Origin of the sequence: Caulobacter sp. (assembly GCF_049283275.1) — a bacterium.
Taxonomy (GTDB): Bacteria; Pseudomonadota; Alphaproteobacteria; order Caulobacterales; family Caulobacteraceae; genus Caulobacter.
On the sequence record NZ_JBAPVS010000224.1, the window covers coordinates 1 to 14,351 of the forward strand.

General features: G+C 65.7%; 21 protein-coding genes. 2 read left to right on the top strand and 19 right to left on the bottom strand.

Annotated features, from left to right (window positions below; all coding sequences use genetic code 11):
* Positions 1–82: 82 nt before the first annotated feature.
* The 14 genes from rplE to rpsJ are packed head-to-tail and all read right to left on the bottom strand — an operon-like array spanning position 83 to position 6,510.
* Positions 83–640: a 50S ribosomal protein L5 gene (rplE, locus tag WAL33_RS12545; protein WP_422181892.1), complete on the bottom strand. Its 558-nt coding sequence runs from the start codon at positions 638–640 to the stop codon at positions 83–85.
* On the bottom strand, positions 633–947 hold the full coding sequence (gene rplX, locus WAL33_RS12550; RefSeq protein ID WP_422181893.1) for a 50S ribosomal protein L24: 315 nt from the start codon (positions 945–947) through the stop codon (positions 633–635). The genes rplE and rplX overlap by 8 nt, the downstream gene beginning before the upstream one ends.
* Positions 947–1,315, bottom strand: a complete 369-nt coding sequence (rplN, locus tag WAL33_RS12555; protein ID WP_007662742.1) for a 50S ribosomal protein L14 — start codon at positions 1,313–1,315, stop codon at positions 947–949. The genes rplX and rplN overlap by 1 nt, the downstream gene beginning before the upstream one ends.
* Positions 1,316–1,332: 17 nt before the next feature.
* Positions 1,333–1,572, bottom strand: coding sequence for a 30S ribosomal protein S17 (rpsQ, locus tag WAL33_RS12560; RefSeq protein WP_165186189.1), 240 nt, complete (start codon positions 1,570–1,572; stop codon positions 1,333–1,335).
* A 10-nt stretch (positions 1,573–1,582) separates the two neighbouring features.
* Entirely contained in the window at positions 1,583–1,777 is a 195-nt protein-coding gene (gene rpmC / locus WAL33_RS12565; RefSeq protein WP_422181894.1) for a 50S ribosomal protein L29, read from the bottom strand.
* Complete coding sequence (gene rplP / locus WAL33_RS12570) at positions 1,774–2,214, bottom strand: 50S ribosomal protein L16 (protein ID WP_012285672.1); 441 nt, start codon at positions 2,212–2,214, stop codon at positions 1,774–1,776. Before rplP ends, rpmC begins: the two co-directional genes overlap by 4 nt.
* 12 nt (positions 2,215–2,226) lie before the next feature.
* A complete protein-coding gene (rpsC, locus tag WAL33_RS12575) occupies positions 2,227–2,976 on the bottom strand; it encodes a 30S ribosomal protein S3 (protein WP_028041108.1) in 750 nt (249 codons plus the stop codon).
* The gene (rplV, locus tag WAL33_RS12580; protein WP_012285670.1) at positions 2,976–3,356 is read right to left on the bottom strand and encodes a 50S ribosomal protein L22; all 381 of its coding nucleotides are present in this window, start codon (positions 3,354–3,356) and stop codon (positions 2,976–2,978) included. The genes rpsC and rplV overlap by 1 nt, the downstream gene beginning before the upstream one ends.
* Before the next feature lie 3 nt (positions 3,357–3,359).
* Entirely contained in the window at positions 3,360–3,638 is a 279-nt protein-coding gene (gene rpsS, locus WAL33_RS12585; protein WP_012285669.1) for a 30S ribosomal protein S19, read from the bottom strand.
* Between the two features lie 3 nt (positions 3,639–3,641).
* Positions 3,642–4,481, bottom strand: coding sequence for a 50S ribosomal protein L2 (gene rplB / locus WAL33_RS12590; RefSeq protein WP_422181895.1), 840 nt, complete (start codon positions 4,479–4,481; stop codon positions 3,642–3,644).
* A 4-nt stretch (positions 4,482–4,485) separates the two neighbouring features.
* On the bottom strand, positions 4,486–4,782 hold the full coding sequence (locus WAL33_RS12595; RefSeq protein ID WP_007662755.1) for a 50S ribosomal protein L23: 297 nt from the start codon (positions 4,780–4,782) through the stop codon (positions 4,486–4,488).
* Positions 4,782–5,420 (bottom strand): 50S ribosomal protein L4, encoded by a 639-nt coding sequence (gene rplD / locus WAL33_RS12600; RefSeq protein WP_422181896.1) that lies wholly within the window; start codon positions 5,418–5,420, stop codon positions 4,782–4,784. Before rplD ends, WAL33_RS12595 begins: the two co-directional genes overlap by 1 nt.
* The gene (gene rplC, locus WAL33_RS12605; protein WP_422181897.1) at positions 5,420–6,187 is read right to left on the bottom strand and encodes a 50S ribosomal protein L3; all 768 of its coding nucleotides are present in this window, start codon (positions 6,185–6,187) and stop codon (positions 5,420–5,422) included. Before rplC ends, rplD begins: the two co-directional genes overlap by 1 nt.
* Before the next feature lie 14 nt (positions 6,188–6,201).
* Entirely contained in the window at positions 6,202–6,510 is a 309-nt protein-coding gene (gene rpsJ, locus WAL33_RS12610; protein ID WP_004616952.1) for a 30S ribosomal protein S10, read from the bottom strand.
* A 682-nt stretch (positions 6,511–7,192) separates the two neighbouring features.
* Between rpsJ and WAL33_RS12615 the strand changes: the two genes are divergently transcribed.
* Positions 7,193–8,071: a hypothetical protein gene (locus WAL33_RS12615; protein WP_422181898.1), complete on the top strand. Its 879-nt coding sequence runs from the start codon at positions 7,193–7,195 to the stop codon at positions 8,069–8,071.
* Here the strand turns inward: WAL33_RS12615 and WAL33_RS12620 are convergent.
* The 3 genes from WAL33_RS12620 to fdhD form a co-directional block, all read right to left on the bottom strand.
* Positions 8,058–8,894 carry a GIN domain-containing protein gene (locus tag WAL33_RS12620; protein ID WP_422181899.1) on the bottom strand — a complete coding sequence of 279 codons (837 nt, stop codon included), beginning with the start codon at positions 8,892–8,894 and terminating at the stop codon, positions 8,058–8,060. The genes WAL33_RS12615 and WAL33_RS12620 overlap by 14 nt on opposite strands.
* Positions 8,895–8,997: 103 nt before the next feature.
* Positions 8,998–11,301, bottom strand: coding sequence for an FdhF/YdeP family oxidoreductase (locus WAL33_RS12625; protein ID WP_422181900.1), 2,304 nt, complete (start codon positions 11,299–11,301; stop codon positions 8,998–9,000).
* Positions 11,301–12,116 (bottom strand): formate dehydrogenase accessory sulfurtransferase FdhD, encoded by an 816-nt coding sequence (gene fdhD / locus WAL33_RS12630; protein ID WP_422181901.1) that lies wholly within the window; start codon positions 12,114–12,116, stop codon positions 11,301–11,303. Before fdhD ends, WAL33_RS12625 begins: the two co-directional genes overlap by 1 nt.
* 122 nt (positions 12,117–12,238) lie before the next feature.
* Between fdhD and WAL33_RS12635 the strand changes: the two genes are divergently transcribed.
* On the top strand, positions 12,239–13,894 hold the full coding sequence (locus tag WAL33_RS12635; RefSeq protein ID WP_422181902.1) for an FAD-dependent oxidoreductase: 1,656 nt from the start codon (positions 12,239–12,241) through the stop codon (positions 13,892–13,894).
* A gap of 41 nt (positions 13,895–13,935) precedes the next feature.
* Here WAL33_RS12635 and WAL33_RS12640 read toward each other — a convergent pair whose 3' ends face one another.
* Entirely contained in the window at positions 13,936–14,070 is a 135-nt protein-coding gene (locus tag WAL33_RS12640) for a hypothetical protein (RefSeq protein ID WP_422181903.1), read from the bottom strand.
* A 198-nt stretch (positions 14,071–14,268) separates the two neighbouring features.
* Positions 14,269–14,351: hypothetical protein (locus WAL33_RS12645; RefSeq protein ID WP_082464997.1), on the bottom strand; the 83-nt coding region annotated here is incomplete at its 5' end.

A 14,351-nucleotide genomic window follows, 5' to 3' on the forward strand; every position in this document is an offset into this window, starting at 1 on the left:
GGGGCGTATTGAGCCACCAGCTTCTTGACCATCTCGTTGCGGTTTACAGCGCTTTTCTTTGCCATGTTATCTCTCTGCCCGCTTACGACGTGAACGGGAATTGGAAGTGCTTCAGAAGCGCCTTAGCTTCCTTGTCGGTCGGCGCCGTGGTGCAGACAACGATATCCATGCCCCACATCTGATCGATCTGGTCATAGTTGATTTCCGGGAACACCAGGTGCTCCTTCAGGCCCATGGCGTAGTTGCCACGGCCGTCGAAGCTCTTGCCGTTCAGGCCGCGGAAGTCCTTCACGCGCGGCAGCGCGATCGTGACCAGGCGGTCGAGGAATTCGTACATCCGGTCCTTGCGGAGGGTCACCTTACCGCCGACCACCATGCCTTCGCGCAGCTTGAAGCCGGCGATCGACTTGCGGGCCTTCGTGGCGACCGGCTTCTGGCCGGCGATAGCCATCAGATCCTTCAGCGCGGTCTGGGCCTTCTTGGAGTCGGCCACAGCTTCGCCGATGCCCATGTTCAGGACGATCTTGTCCAGCTTGGGGATCTGCATTTCGTTCGTGTAGCCGAACTGTTCCTTCATCGCGGCGCGGATGCGCGCGCGATATTCGGACTTCAGCCGCGGCTCGTAAGCTTGATCAACCATTGATCACCTCGCCCGTGGTCTTGGCGAAGCGCACCTTCTTGTCGCCTTCGATCTTGAAGCCGACGCGGGTGGCCTTGCCGTTGGAATCGACCAGCGACACGTTCGAGACGTGCAGGGTCGCTTCCTTGCTCTTGATGCCGCCTTGCGGATCAGCTTGGGTGGCCTTGGTGTGGCGTTGAACCAGGTTCACGCCTTGCACCAGGACGCGGTTCTCCTTGGGGAGAACCTGGGTCACAGCGCCTTGCTTGCCCTTGTCCTTGCCGGCCAGGACGACAACGCGGTCGCCCTTCTTAATCTTGGCAGCCATTACAGCACCTCGGGGGCGAGGGAGATGATCTTCATGTGGTTCTTGGCGCGCAGTTCGCGAGGAACCGGGCCGAAGATCCGCGTGCCGACCGGCTCGCTCTGCTTGTTGACGATGACCGCGGCGTTCTTGTCGAAACGGATCAGCGACCCGTCCTTACGCTTCATGCCTTGGTTCACGCGAACGACGACGGCGCGAAGCACGTCACCCTTCTTCACGCGGCCGCGGGGAATAGCTTCCTTCACGGACACGACGATCACGTCACCGACGCTGGCGTAGCGACGACCTGCGCCACCCAGCACCTTGATGCACATGACCCGGCGAGCGCCGGAGTTGTCGGCGACTTCCAGGTTAGTTTGCATCTGGATCATGGTTCAAACCTTCCAGATTAAGCAGAAGCCTTGGGAAGGACTTCCCAGGTCTTCAGCTTGGACTTCGGAGCGCACTCGATGATACGGGCGATTTCGCCCGCCTTGTACGCATTGCTCTCATCGTGCGCGTGGTACTTCTTGGACCGACGCACGATCTTCTTCAGCAGCGGGTGAACGATGGTCCGTTCAACCTTAACCACTACGGTCTTGTCGCCCTTATCGGAGACGACAACCCCTTCGAGGATACGCTTGGGCATATCGTTCTCCTTAAGCCGCGGCCTTGGCGCGCAGCACGGTCTTGATGCGGGCGATGTCCTTGCGGATCTCGCCGACGCGGTGGGTCTTTTCCACCTGACCGGTCGCGGCCTGGAAGCGCAGGTTGAACTGCTCCTTCTTCAGGTTGAGCAGTTGCTCGGCGAGTTGGTCAGGGGTCATGCCCCGGATGTCTTGGATCTTGGTCATGCCGCTTCGGCCTCCAGAGCCGCACCAGCGTCGATGCGGGTGACGACACGGGTACGGATCGGCAGCTTGGCCGCGCCAAGGCGCAGGGCTTCGCGAGCGATATCGTCCGGCACGCCGTCGATTTCGAACATGATGCGGCCCGGAGCCACGCGAGCGGCCCAGTGGTCCACGGCGCCCTTGCCCTTACCCATCCGGACTTCGGCCGGCTTGCCGGTGACCGGCACGTCGGGGAAGATGCGGATCCACACGCGACCTTGGCGCTTCATCTGGCGAGTGATCGCCCGACGAGCCGCTTCGATCTGACGCGCGGTGATGCGTTCCGGCTCAACAGCCTTGAGGCCGTACGAACCGAAGTTCAGCAGGGTGCCGCCCTTCGAGGTGCCGTGGATGCGGCCCTTGAACTGCTTGCGATACTTGGTTTTTTTCGGTGACAGCATAGCGCTCTATCCTTAGCCCCGATCGCGACGGCCGCGGTCGCCCCGGTCGGGACGATCGCCGCGCTCGCGCCCACCACCTTCGCCGGCCGGGCCGGATTCAGTGGCGAGACGCTTGTCGAGCGCCATCGGGTCATGCTCCAGCACTTCGCCTTTGAAGATCCAGGTCTTCACGCCGATGATGCCGTAGGTGGTCTTGGCTTCCGCGAAACCGTAGTCGATGTCGGCGCGCAGGGTGTGGAGCGGCACGCGACCTTCGCGATACCATTCCATCCGCGCGATTTCCGCGCCGCCGAGGCGGCCCGACACGTTGATGCGGATGCCCTTGGCGCCGAGACGGACGGCCGATTGGATCGACCGCTTCATGGCGCGACGGAAGGCGATACGACGCTCGAGCTGCTGGGCGATGGACTCGGCCACCAGCTGCGCATCGGTTTCGGGCTTGCGGATCTCGACGATGTTCAGGTGAACCTCGCCTTCCGTCATCACCGACAGGTCCTTGCGGAGCTTGTCGATGTCAGCGCCCTTCTTGCCGATGATGACGCCCGGACGGGCGGCATAGATCGTGACGCGGCACTTCTTGTGCGGACGCTCGATGATGATGCGCGAGACGCCGGCTTGATACAGGCGCTTCTTGAGCATCGCACGGACCGCGAGGTCCTGGTGCAGGAGCTTGCCGTACTGTTCGCCGTCGGCGAACCAACGGCTGTCCCAGGTACGGTTTACGCCGAGCCGCAGCCCGACCGGATTGACTTTCTGACCCATCAGGCGGCCTCACCCAGTTCGCGGACCACGATGGTGATCTCAGAGAACGGCTTTTCAACGCGCGTGGCCCGACCGCGAGCACGCGGCGAGAAGCGCTTCATCACCAGGTTCTTGCCCACATAGGCCTCGGCGACGACCAGCGAGTCGATGTCGAGGTTGTGGTTGTTCTCGGCGTTGGAGATCGCCGAGTACAGCGCCTTGCGGACGTCTTGAGCGATGCGCTTGTGGCTGAATTCGAGCTCGTTCAGAGCGCGCTGGACGTTCAGACCACGAATGGACTGAGCGACCAGGTTCAGCTTGCGGGCGCTGGTGCGCAAGGTGCGAACCTTGCACATCGCTTCATTAGCCGGCAGGCGGCGAGGTTGTTTAGCTTGGCTCATGGCCTACTTCCTCTTCGCCTTCTTGTCGGCGGCGTGGCCGGGGAAGTTGCGGGTGGGTGCGAACTCACCGAACTTCATGCCGACCATGTCTTCCGACACGGAGACGGGAACGTGCTTTTGACCGTTGTGCACGCCGAACACCAAGCCGACGAACTGCGGCATGATGGTCGAGCGACGCGACCAGGTCTTGATGACGTCCTTGCGGCCCGACGCCAGCGCGGCGTCGGCCTTCTTCAGGAGGTACCCGTCGACAAACGGGCCTTTCCAGACGGAGCGGGTCATGGCTTAGCGGCCCTTTTTCGCTTTGTGGCGCGAACGGATGATGAACTTATCCGTGGCCTTGTTGACGCGGGTCTTGGCGCCCTTGGTCGGCTTGCCGGCCGGGGTCACCGGGTTACGACCGCCCGAGGTGCGGCCTTCGCCGCCGCCGTGGGGGTGGTCGACCGGGTTCATGGCGACGCCGCGAACGTGAGGACGACGACCCATGTGACGCGAACGACCGGCCTTGCCGAGGTTCTGGTTCGAGTGGTCGGGGTTGGACACGGCGCCGACGGTGGCCAGGCAGGTGTCCAGGACCATGCGCAGCTCGCCCGAGTTCAGGCGGATCTGGGCGTAGCCGGCGTCACGACCGACCAGCTGGGCGTAGGCCCCAGCCGAACGAGCGATCTGACCGCCCTTGGCGGGCTTCAGCTCGACGTTGTGGATGATCGTGCCGATCGGCATGGTCCGCAGCGGCGAGGTGTTGCCCGGCTTCACGTCGACCTTGTCCGCGGTGACGACTTCGTCGCCGGGGCTCAGGCGTTGCGGGGCCAGGATGTAGGCCAGCTCGCCGTCGGCCTGATACTTGATCAGGGCGATGAAGGCGGTGCGGTTGGGATCGTACTCAAGACGAACGACCGTGGCCACGCCTTGCTTGCGACGCTTGAAGTCGACCAGACGGTACAGGCGCTTGGCGCCGCCGCCGCGGAAGCGGACCGCGATGCGGCCATTGCCGCCACGACCGCCCGACTTGGTCAGACCTTCGACCAGCTTCTTTTCCGGGCGGCCCTTGTGGAGCTCGCTGCGGTCGATCAGCACCAGGCCGCGTTGGCCCGGGCTAGTCGGATTGTAATGCTTCAAGGCCATCTGATTAGAGCCCCGTCGTGATGTCGATCGACTGGCCTTCGGCCAGGGTCACGATGGCTTTTTTGACATCGGAGCGACGTCCGATGATGCCACGGAAGCGCTTGGTCTTGCCCTTGGTGACCAGGGTGTTGACCTTGGTGACCTTGACCTTGAACAGCTCTTCGACTGCGGCGGCGATTTCGTCCTTCGACGCATCGGCGGACACGCGGAAGACAACCTTGTTCTGCTCGCTGAGCAGGGTGGCCTTCTCGGTGATCACCGGCGACAGGATCGTGTCGTAGTGGCGGGCGGTTGCGGCCATCAGGCGGCTTCCTTCTCAGCGAAACGGGCCGAGATCGCTTCCACCGCGTCCTTCGTCAGGACCAGGGTGTGGCGACGCAGCACGTCATAGACGTTCAGGCCGGCGTTCGGCAGCACGTCGATGTTCGGAATGTTGCGGGCGGCGAGCTTGAAGTTGCCGTCCACTTCCGGACCCGCGATGACCAGCGCGTTCTTCAGGCCGATCTTGTCGAAGTTGGCGCGCAGGGCGGCCGTCTTCGGATCGGTCAGAACGGCGTTGTCCAGCACGATGATCGAGCCGGCCTTGGCCTTCGAGGACAGAGCGTGGCGCAGAGCCATGGCGCGGATCTTCTTGGGAAGATCGAACGCGTGGCTGCGGACGACAGGGCCGTGGGCCTTGGCGCCGCCGACGAACTGAGCCGCACGGCGCGAACCGTGACGGGCCGAGCCGGTGCCCTTTTGCTTGTACATCTTCTTGCCCGTACGAGAGACCTCGTTGCGGACCTGAATCTTGTGGTTCCCGGAGCGGCGCTTGGCCAGCTGCCAGGTCACGACGCGCTGCAGGATGTCGCCGCGGATGTCGGCGATGCCAAAGATGGCGTCGTCGAGATCAACGGAGCCGGCCTTGCCGCCGTCCAGTTTGATGACGTCGAGTTTCATTAGCCTTCGCCCTCTTCGGTCGTCGCCGCGGGGGCTTCCTCAGCGGGGGTTTCAGCGGCGGCGGCCGGAGCCTGGCCAGCCTTGCGGAAGGCGCCCGGACGCGGCAGGTCGGCCGGAGCGGCCTTCTTGATCGCGTCGCGAACCTTGACGTACGAGCCTTCCGAGCCGGGGACAGCGCCCTTGACCAGGATCAGGCCGCGTTCGACGTCCACTTTCCAAACGGTGACGTTCAGGGTGGTGACCGTTTCCTGACCCAGGTGACCGGCCATCTTCTTGCCCGGGAACGTACGGCCCGGATCTTGGCGGTTGCCCGTCGAGCCGTGCGAACGGTGCGAGACCGAGACGCCGTGGGTGGCGCGCAGACCGCCGAAGTTCCAGCGCTTCATAGCGCCGGCAAAACCCTTACCGACGGTGATGCCCTGGATGTCGACCTTCTGGCCGGCGACGTAGTGGTCGGCGGTGAATTCCGCGCCCACTTCGATCAGAGCGGCTTCATCGACCCGGAATTCGGCGACGATCCGCTTGGGCTCGACCGAGTTCTTGGCGAAGTGACCGCGCATGGCGTTCGGGGTGTTCTTCGGCTTCTTGGCGCCGGCGCCGAGCTGGAGGGCGGTGTAGCCATCCTTCTCAACGGTGCGCTGAGCCGTGACCTGGCAACCATCCAGCGACAGGACGGTGACCGGGACGTGCTGTCCGGTTTCATCGAAGAAGCGGGTCATGCCCAGCTTCTTGGCGATCACGCCAGTACGATTAGCGGGGAGAGTCATCTGTTCGGCCCTCCTTACAGCTTGATTTCGACGTCGACGCCGGCCGACAGGTCGAGCTTCATCAGCGCGTCCACGGTCTGCGGAGTCGGATCAACGATGTCGAGGACGCGCTTGTGCGTGCGGATCTCGAACTGCTCGCGCGACTTCTTGTCGACGTGCGGCGAGCGGTTGACCGTGAATTTCTCGATAAGCGTGGGCAGGGGGATCGGGCCCCGTACCGTCGCACCCGTGCGCTTGGCCGTGTTCACGATCTCGCGCGTGGAATGATCCAACACGCGGTGATCGAAGGCCTTGAGCCGGATGCGGATGTTCTGACGATCCATATCGCTCGGTTTCCTAGTGGGCTGCGCCCGCGTCTCGAACCATTTCAAAGACCAACTCGGTCCCCGCGAGGGGTCCGAACGCAGCGTCCGCAAAACAAATTGGCCCGCACGGTCTCCCGTGAGGGCCGGTGACTGAAAACTGCGCCCAAAAAGGCGCGATCGGCAGTCGTTCGCGGACCGCGTCTAAGCCCGAAAGCTCACAGCCGGTCCAACAGAGGGGGGCTTTTACGTGTGTGAATCGGTTTCGTCAAGCGGTTCGCGGGCCAGTTTCGGGGATGAGCGTACGACATCCCGCACCCTCCCCTCTTCGCCGTTCATCCCGCCGAAAGCTGGGCCCAAGGCCAAGCCTGATCATGCTTCAGGCGACCCCGGGGGTCTCGGTTCGGCCTGGGCTTTCGCCGGGAGGGTCCAAGGGGAGACCTGGCCCACTAAAAGAACGCTGAAACATGAAACATGCCCGAAACGCGGCGTATAGGAGCATGAACGTGCTAGCGTGTGCGATAGGAACGTTAACCCGCCTCCGCAAGTGTCATAAAACTGCATCAATTCGCCGCTGACCGCATCGCACGGCCTTGTTGCCTAGGGCGAAGCTCCATAAATCCGCCCCTCCTCGACGGACGCTCGGCCCTCCCCAAAACGACCGGGCGCCGATCGAGGCCACACAGTAAGGGGATTACCCACTATGAAGACCCAACTCTTTGCCGCCGCCGCCGTCCTGGCGCTGGCCGTCTCGGCTCCTGCCTTTGCTCAGAACGTCGGCTCGATCGGCGCCGCCGTGAACTACAACGACGTCAAGGCCACCGGCGTCGACGCCGACGGCACCTCGGTGAAGGTCGACGGCAACGTCGCCATCCCGACCGGTACCTGGACCGTGACCCTGAACGGCAACGTCTCGGTCAGCGACAACGACCTGAGCGATGAAACCGTCGCCTCGACCGCCGCTCACGCCACGACCCTGGTCGCCGGCGACACCGTCCGCGTCGGCGGCTTCGCCGCCCTGGCGCGTCCGTCGAACGACACCCTGTGGGCCGTCGGCGCTGAAGCCTCCAAGTACTTCGACAAGGTCACCCTCAACGGCCAAGTCGCCTACGGCCAGTCGAACGACCTGGACGCCGACCTGTACGCCGTGCGCGGTGAAGCCCGCTACTTCGTCTCGGACGACTTCCGTCTGGACGCCGGCGCCGGCTACACGAACCTGGACCGCGACGCCGGCCTGAACGCCGACATCTGGGACGTCAATGTCGGCGGCGAATACAAGTTCGCCAACACCGGCTGGTCGACCTTCGGCAAGTACACCCACACCGAGTCCAAGGACCTGGCGGACCTGAACGCCGAAGCCGTGAAGGTTGGCTTCCGCTACACCTTCGGCGGCAGCCTGAAGACCCGCGACCGTTCGGGCGCCGACCTGATCGACGCCGACACCCTGTTCGGCTTCGGCGTCCGCTCAAAAGCGCGCCGTTCGCCTTCAGCGGACAAAGAAACGCCCCGGAGCTTCGGCTCCGGGGCGTTTCACTTTATATATATGCAGCGTGAGCGGGGTTGGGCGACTAGCGGCCGATGATCACGTCGCCCGAGCCGGCCACATGCTTGCTCACCGCCCCGGTCGCCTTGGCGATGCGAACGTCGCCCGAGCCGGCCACCGAGACCTCGACATTGGCGGCCTCGCCGTCGAACACCACGTCGCCCGAGCCCATGATGCTGACCTCGACCGAGCGCGAGCGGCCGCCGCTGACGGTCACGTCGCCGGAGCCGGCGATGCTGGCCTCGAGCTTGCCGTTGACGCTGGCGGCGGTCACCCCGCCCGAACCGGCGATATTGATCTCCAGGTCGCCGCCGATCTCCTGGGTCCTCACATCGCCCGAGCCGGCGATGTTGATCTCGGCGGAGCCAGCGCTGCCGGCCTTGGTGTCACCCGAGCCGGCCTGGTTCAGTTCGAACTTGCCCCGAACATTGGCAACCGTCCAATCGCCGCAGCCCGCGTTGGAGAGCTCCAGGTGCTCGGTGCGGCCGATATTGCCGAACACCGCGCCGGCGGCCGCGACCTCGGCGTCCATCGGCACGCGCACCACGACCTGCGGGATGTCATCCCATTTCACGTCGCCGACGCCGCGCACATGAACCACGCGCTTGCCCATCACTGTATTGCAGCCGTTGATGCGGTTCATCCGCAGGCCGCCGTCGACCGTGACGTCGGAGCCGTTCTGGCGAATGCTCAGCGGCAGGCTCTGGTTGGTGGTCAGAAATTCGACCTTCACGTCGGTCCGCGCCTCGGGGATCACCTCGACCCGAGCGACAGCGTCCTTGAACTTGATGGACGGATCGGCGCAAGCCGCGCCGGCGAAGCCCAGAGCGGCGGCCGTGGTCAGAAGCAGAAGAGCGCGCATCCGTTGTTCCCTCGAAACAAAGTGTCGTTGAGGGAAAGCTAGCCGCGCGTTTATCGAGAAACGACTTAATTCGAGGTCATGACCCGCTTGTCATGATCGGGCCTCAATTGGCGCTGGCCGCCAGCCGCACCGGCACGGACTTGTAGGCCGGCGTACCGCTGCGCCGATCGTGATCCTCCAGCGCCACCAGGACGTTGGTCTCGGGATAATAGGCCGCCAGGCAGCCGCGCGGAATGTCCCGCTCCACCAGGGTGAAGCCACGCACGGCCCGCCGCCCCGTGTCGTCGAAAGCGGCCGTCAGGTCGATGCAATCGCCCGCCTTCAGGCCGCGCGCGGCGATGTCGGCGGGATGGGCGAAGACCACGTCACGGCGGCCGAACACCCCCCGATAGCGATCGTTCTGTCCGTAGATGGTGGTGTTGTACTGGTCATGGCTGCGCAGGGTGGTCAGCAGCAGGACGTCCGCCTCGCCGCGCCGGGCGTCCTGGCCGTCGTGGCGATGGGCCAGGAACTGGGCCTTGCCGCTGGGCGTCTTCCAGATCCGATCGGACGGCGGCACCGGCAGGCGAAATCCGCCCGGCTGGCGGACGCGCTCATTATAATCGGCGAAAAGATCTGGGAAGACCGCCTCGATCAGGTCGCGGATCCTGTCGTAGTCGGCGGCCAGGCCTTGCCAGTCGACGATGTCGTCCGGCCCGAACAGGGCGGCCCCTATTCCTGCGATGATCGCCGGCTCGGATTTCAGCTGGTCGGAGGCTGGAGGGTTCAGGCCGCGCGAGGCGTGGACCATCGACATCGAGTCCTCGACCGTCACCGCCTGGCGGCCGCCGGCCTGCAGGTCGATCTCGGTGCGGCCCAGGCACGGCAGCAGCAGGCTCTCGGCGCCGTGCAGCAGGTGGGTGCGGTTCAGCTTGGTGGCGACGTGGACCGTTAGCCCCGCCTTCTGGATCGCCGCGTGGGTGCGGGTCGGATCAGGCGCGGCGACGGCGAAATTGCCGCCCAGCCCCACGAACACCTTGGTCTCGCCGGCCTCCATGGCCGCGATCGTCTCGACCACGGTGTGGCCGTGCTCGCGCGGCGACTTGAAGGCGAACACCCGATCCATGGAGTCCAGGAACGCCGCCGAGGGCTTTTCCCAGATCCCCACCGTTCGGTCGCCCTGGACATTGGAATGGCCCCGCAACGGACAGATCCCCGCCCCCGGCCGGCCGATATTTCCCTTCAGCAGCAACAGATTGACCAGCTGCTGCACGGTGCTGGACGAACTGCGGTGCTGGGTCAGGCCCATGCCGTAGCAAAGGATCGTGGCCTTGGCGTTCGCATAGGCCCTGGCCGCCTCCTCGATCTGGGCCCGCGACAGGCCCGAGCCCGCCTCGATCTCGTCCCAGCTCAGATCCTCGACGACGGCCTTCAGCGCCTCGAAGCCCTGAGTGTGCTCAGCAATGAAATCACGGTCCAGGACCGTGCCTTGGCTGTCGGCGTCCAGGACCAGCACCGCCTTCATCATGCCCTGCACGGCCATGGCGTCGCCGCCGACGGTCAACTGGTAATACGCCGAGGCAATCGGGGTCGAGGACAGCGTCGCCATCTCGACCGGATCCTGCGGCGCGGCGAACTTCTCCAGCGCCCGCTCCTTCAACGGGTTGAAGGCCAGGATCGTCGCCCCGCGTTTCGAGGCGTCACGCAGGGTGGTCATCATCCGCGGATGGTTGGTGCCGGGGTTGTGGCCGAAGCTGAGGATCAGGTCGGCCTGGTCGAAGTCCTCCAGCGTCACCGAACCCTTGCCCATGCCGATCGAGTCCGGCAGGCCGACGCTGGTCGGCTCGTGGCACATGTTGGAGCAGTCGGGGAAATTGTTGGTTCCCACCCGTCGGCCCAGCAACTGGAACAGGAACGCCGCCTCGTTGGAGGCCCGGCCCGAGGCGTAGAACTCCGCCTGATTGGGATGGTCCAGCGCGCGCAGGGCGTCGGCGGTCCGCGTGAAGGCCTCGTCCCAGGTGATCGGCACGTAGCGGTCCGACGCCCGGTCATAGGCCATGGGATGGGTCAGTCGGCCCAGGTCCTCCAGGGCGTGGTCGCTCCAGGTCTTGAACTCGGTCACCGTGTGGGCCGCGAAAACCTCGGGCGTGGCGCGCTTGGTCGTCGCCTCCCAGGCCACGGCCTTGGCTCCGTTCTCGCAGAACTCGAACGAGCTGGTGTGCTTGGGATCGGGCCAGGCGCAGCCGGGGCAATCGAAGCCTTCCGGCTGGTTGGCGCGCAGCAGGGTCTTGCCGCCCTCGATCACCGTCGCCTGGTCGGTCAGAGCCCCGGCCACCGCCTTGAGCGCGCCCCAGCCGCCTGCGGCGTTGTCATAGCGATGGATGCCGGGGATCTTGGCGTTGGCCTGGTCGATCTCGTCCTTGGCCATCAGACCAGCTCCGGCGCGGCGTCGAGCAGGCGCTCGGCATAGGTGAAGACGGTGTGGCCGTCAGCGCGGGCCAGGGCGACCAGGGTCAGGCCCGCCTCCTCGGCTCGGCGGATCGCCAGGTCGGTCGGCGCCGACACCGCCACCAGGATCGAACACCCCATCCGCACGGTTTTCTCCACCATCTCGAACGAGCAGCGGCTGGTGACCAGCACGAAACCTTCAGAGGCGTCGCGCGCCTCGCGGGCCATGGCCCCGGCCAGCTTGTCCAGGGCGTTGTGGCGGCCGACATCCTCGCGGATCATGACCAGCGCGCCCTTCCCGTCCGCGAAGGCCGCCGCGTGGGTGGCCCGGGTCAGGCGGCCCAGGGCCTGGACGTCGCCCAGGGCGTCGACCGCCCGCTGCACCGCCTGGTGCGAGACCCTCGCCGCGCCCTCCAGCCGCGGCAGCGGCCGCACGGCGTCGGCCAGGCGCTGCACGCCGCAGAGCCCACAGCTGGATCGCCCCTCCAAGGTGCGCGGCCGAGCCTTACGCTGGATCGCGCCGGGCTTGAGCTTCACGTCGGCCAGGAGGCCCAGGTCGGTCTCCCTGACCTCGACCTCCATAATGTCTTCCGGCCGCGCCACCGCCTCGGTCACGGTGAAGCCCCGAGCCAGGTCCTCGACGTCGTCCGGGGTGGCCATTAGCACCGTGTGCGGCCGCCCGTCGAACGAGAGACCTACGGCGACTTCCTGCGGCGTGGCGCGGTCGATGGCCTGCGATCCGGTCGTCACCCGCCATTGGATGGCGGACCGACTTTGGGAAGCGAGTTTCGACATGGCCGAAGTCTACCGCCTGGCCATACCCATCTCCAATAGTCCCTAAGTATCGGCGACAGAAACGTTCAAATTCCCTGCTGTAGACGCATGACCTGAACCCCCGGGTGGAGCACTCTAGGCCCATGGCCATCATCGACACCCGCCGCGAACAAATGTTCCCCAGCCTCCGCCCTGAGGAGATCGATCGCATCCGCCGCTTCGGCGACATCGCTCACGCCAAGGCCGGCGCCGTGCTGGCCAGGGCGGGCGAGGTCTCCCCTGGGCTCATGGTGGTGCTGGAAGGCCAGGCCCAGGTCACGCGTCGCGACGCGCATGACGAAAGCCACGTGATCGTCGAGCACGGTCCCGGCCATTTCATCGGCGAACTGGCCCAGCTGTCCAACCGCCCGTCCCTGGTCGACGTCCATGCCCTGACCGACCTGGAAGTGCTGCGGATCAAGCCCGATCGCCTGCGCGCGGTGCTGATCGCCGAGGCCGAGCTTGGCGAGCGGATCATGCGCGCCCTGATCCTGCGCCGCGTGGGGCTCTTGGAGACAGGGGCTGGAGGCCCGGTGATCATCGGCCGCGCCACCGACGGCGTGGTCATCCGGCTGAGCGGGTTCCTCGGCCGAAACGGCCACCCCTACCAGCACCTGGACCCCGACACCGTCGACTGCGCCAAGGTGCTGATCCAGCGGTTCTCGATCGACGAGGCCGAGCTGCCGATCGTGCTCTGCCCCGGCGGCCAGATCCTGCGCCATCCGTCCAACGGCGAGCTGGCGCGTTGCATCGGCATGGTCGGCGAGCTGGACCCAAACCGCGTCTACGACGTGGCCGTGGTCGGGGCCGGTCCGGCGGGCCTGGCCACCGCCGTCTACGCCGCCTCCGAGGGTCTGTCGGTGCTGGTGCTGGACACCCGGGCGTTCGGCGGCCAGGCCGGGGCCTCGGCGCGCATCGAGAACTATCTGGGCTTCCCCACCGGCGTCTCGGGCATGGCCCTGATGGCCCGCGCCTACAACCAGGCCCAGAAGTTCGGCGCCAACCTGGCCATTCCCGACGAGGTGGCGACGCTGGACTGCGACGGCGATGACGGCCTCGGCGGCTATAACCTGAAGCTGGTCAGCGGGGAGACCACCCAGGCAAAGACCGTGGTGATCGCCAGCGGCGCCCGCTACCGGCGGCTGGACGTGGCCAATCTGGACCAGTTCGAAGGCAGCAGCGTCCACTATTGGGCCTCGCCGCTCGAGGCCAAGCTGTGCGCGGGTCAGGAGGTGGCGCTGGTCGGAGCCGGCAATTCGGCGGGCCAGGCGGCGGTCTATCTGGCCAGCCAGGTGGCCAAGGTCTGGCTGGTGATCCGCGGCAAGAGCCTGGACGCCAGCATGTCGCGCTACCTGATCGACCGGATCAACAGCCTGCCCAATATCGAGGTGGTCACCCGCAACGAGATCGTCGCGCTGGAGGGCGAGGACGGTCAGCTGCGCGCGATCCGCCACCGCGATCTCGACACCGGCGAGGAGGAGCGCTGCGAGATCAGCCACCTGTTCCTGTTCATCGGAGCCGCGCCCAACACGTCCTGGCTGGACCAGTGCCACGTGGAGCTCGACAACCGCGGCTTCGTGCGCACCGGCCAGGACCTGGCTCCGGGGCATCCGCCCCTGCAGACCAGCCGCCACGGCGTGTTCGCGATCGGCGACGTGCGCGCCGGCTCGGTCAAGCGCGTGGCCGCGGCGGTCGGGGAAGGCGCCCAGGTGGTCGCCGCCATCCACGCCTATCTGTCCGAGCCGGTGACAATGGCCTAGGCGACCGGGACCAGACCGCGCCGAGGTCGGCGAGCAAATCCCTAGGCGTCGGGATCCTGGTCTGGATCCTCGCTGGGCGACGTCGCCGCCATGGCCAGAAACTCGGCCTGGGCTCTGGCCATGGCCTCCTGAGCGGCAGGCGTCGCGAACAGAGGACCTCCGATGAGATCTTCCATGGGCAGGCCCCTGAATTGGTCCCCGATCAACGATCTGTCGCGCGCCATCTTCCATTCCTCCGCTCGGCTCAACCGAAGATGAGTCTTGTGGCGAGCACTATCGGATCTTCCGGTCCAATGATCGAGCCCCAATAGCAAAAGGCCCCGGAGATTGCTCTCCGGGGCCTTCGCATTCTCAGCCGAAGCTAGATCGATCGATTACTCGACGATCTTGGCCACCACGCCGGCGCCGACGGTGCGGCCGCCTTCGCGGATGGCGAAGCGCAGGCCTTGGTCCATGG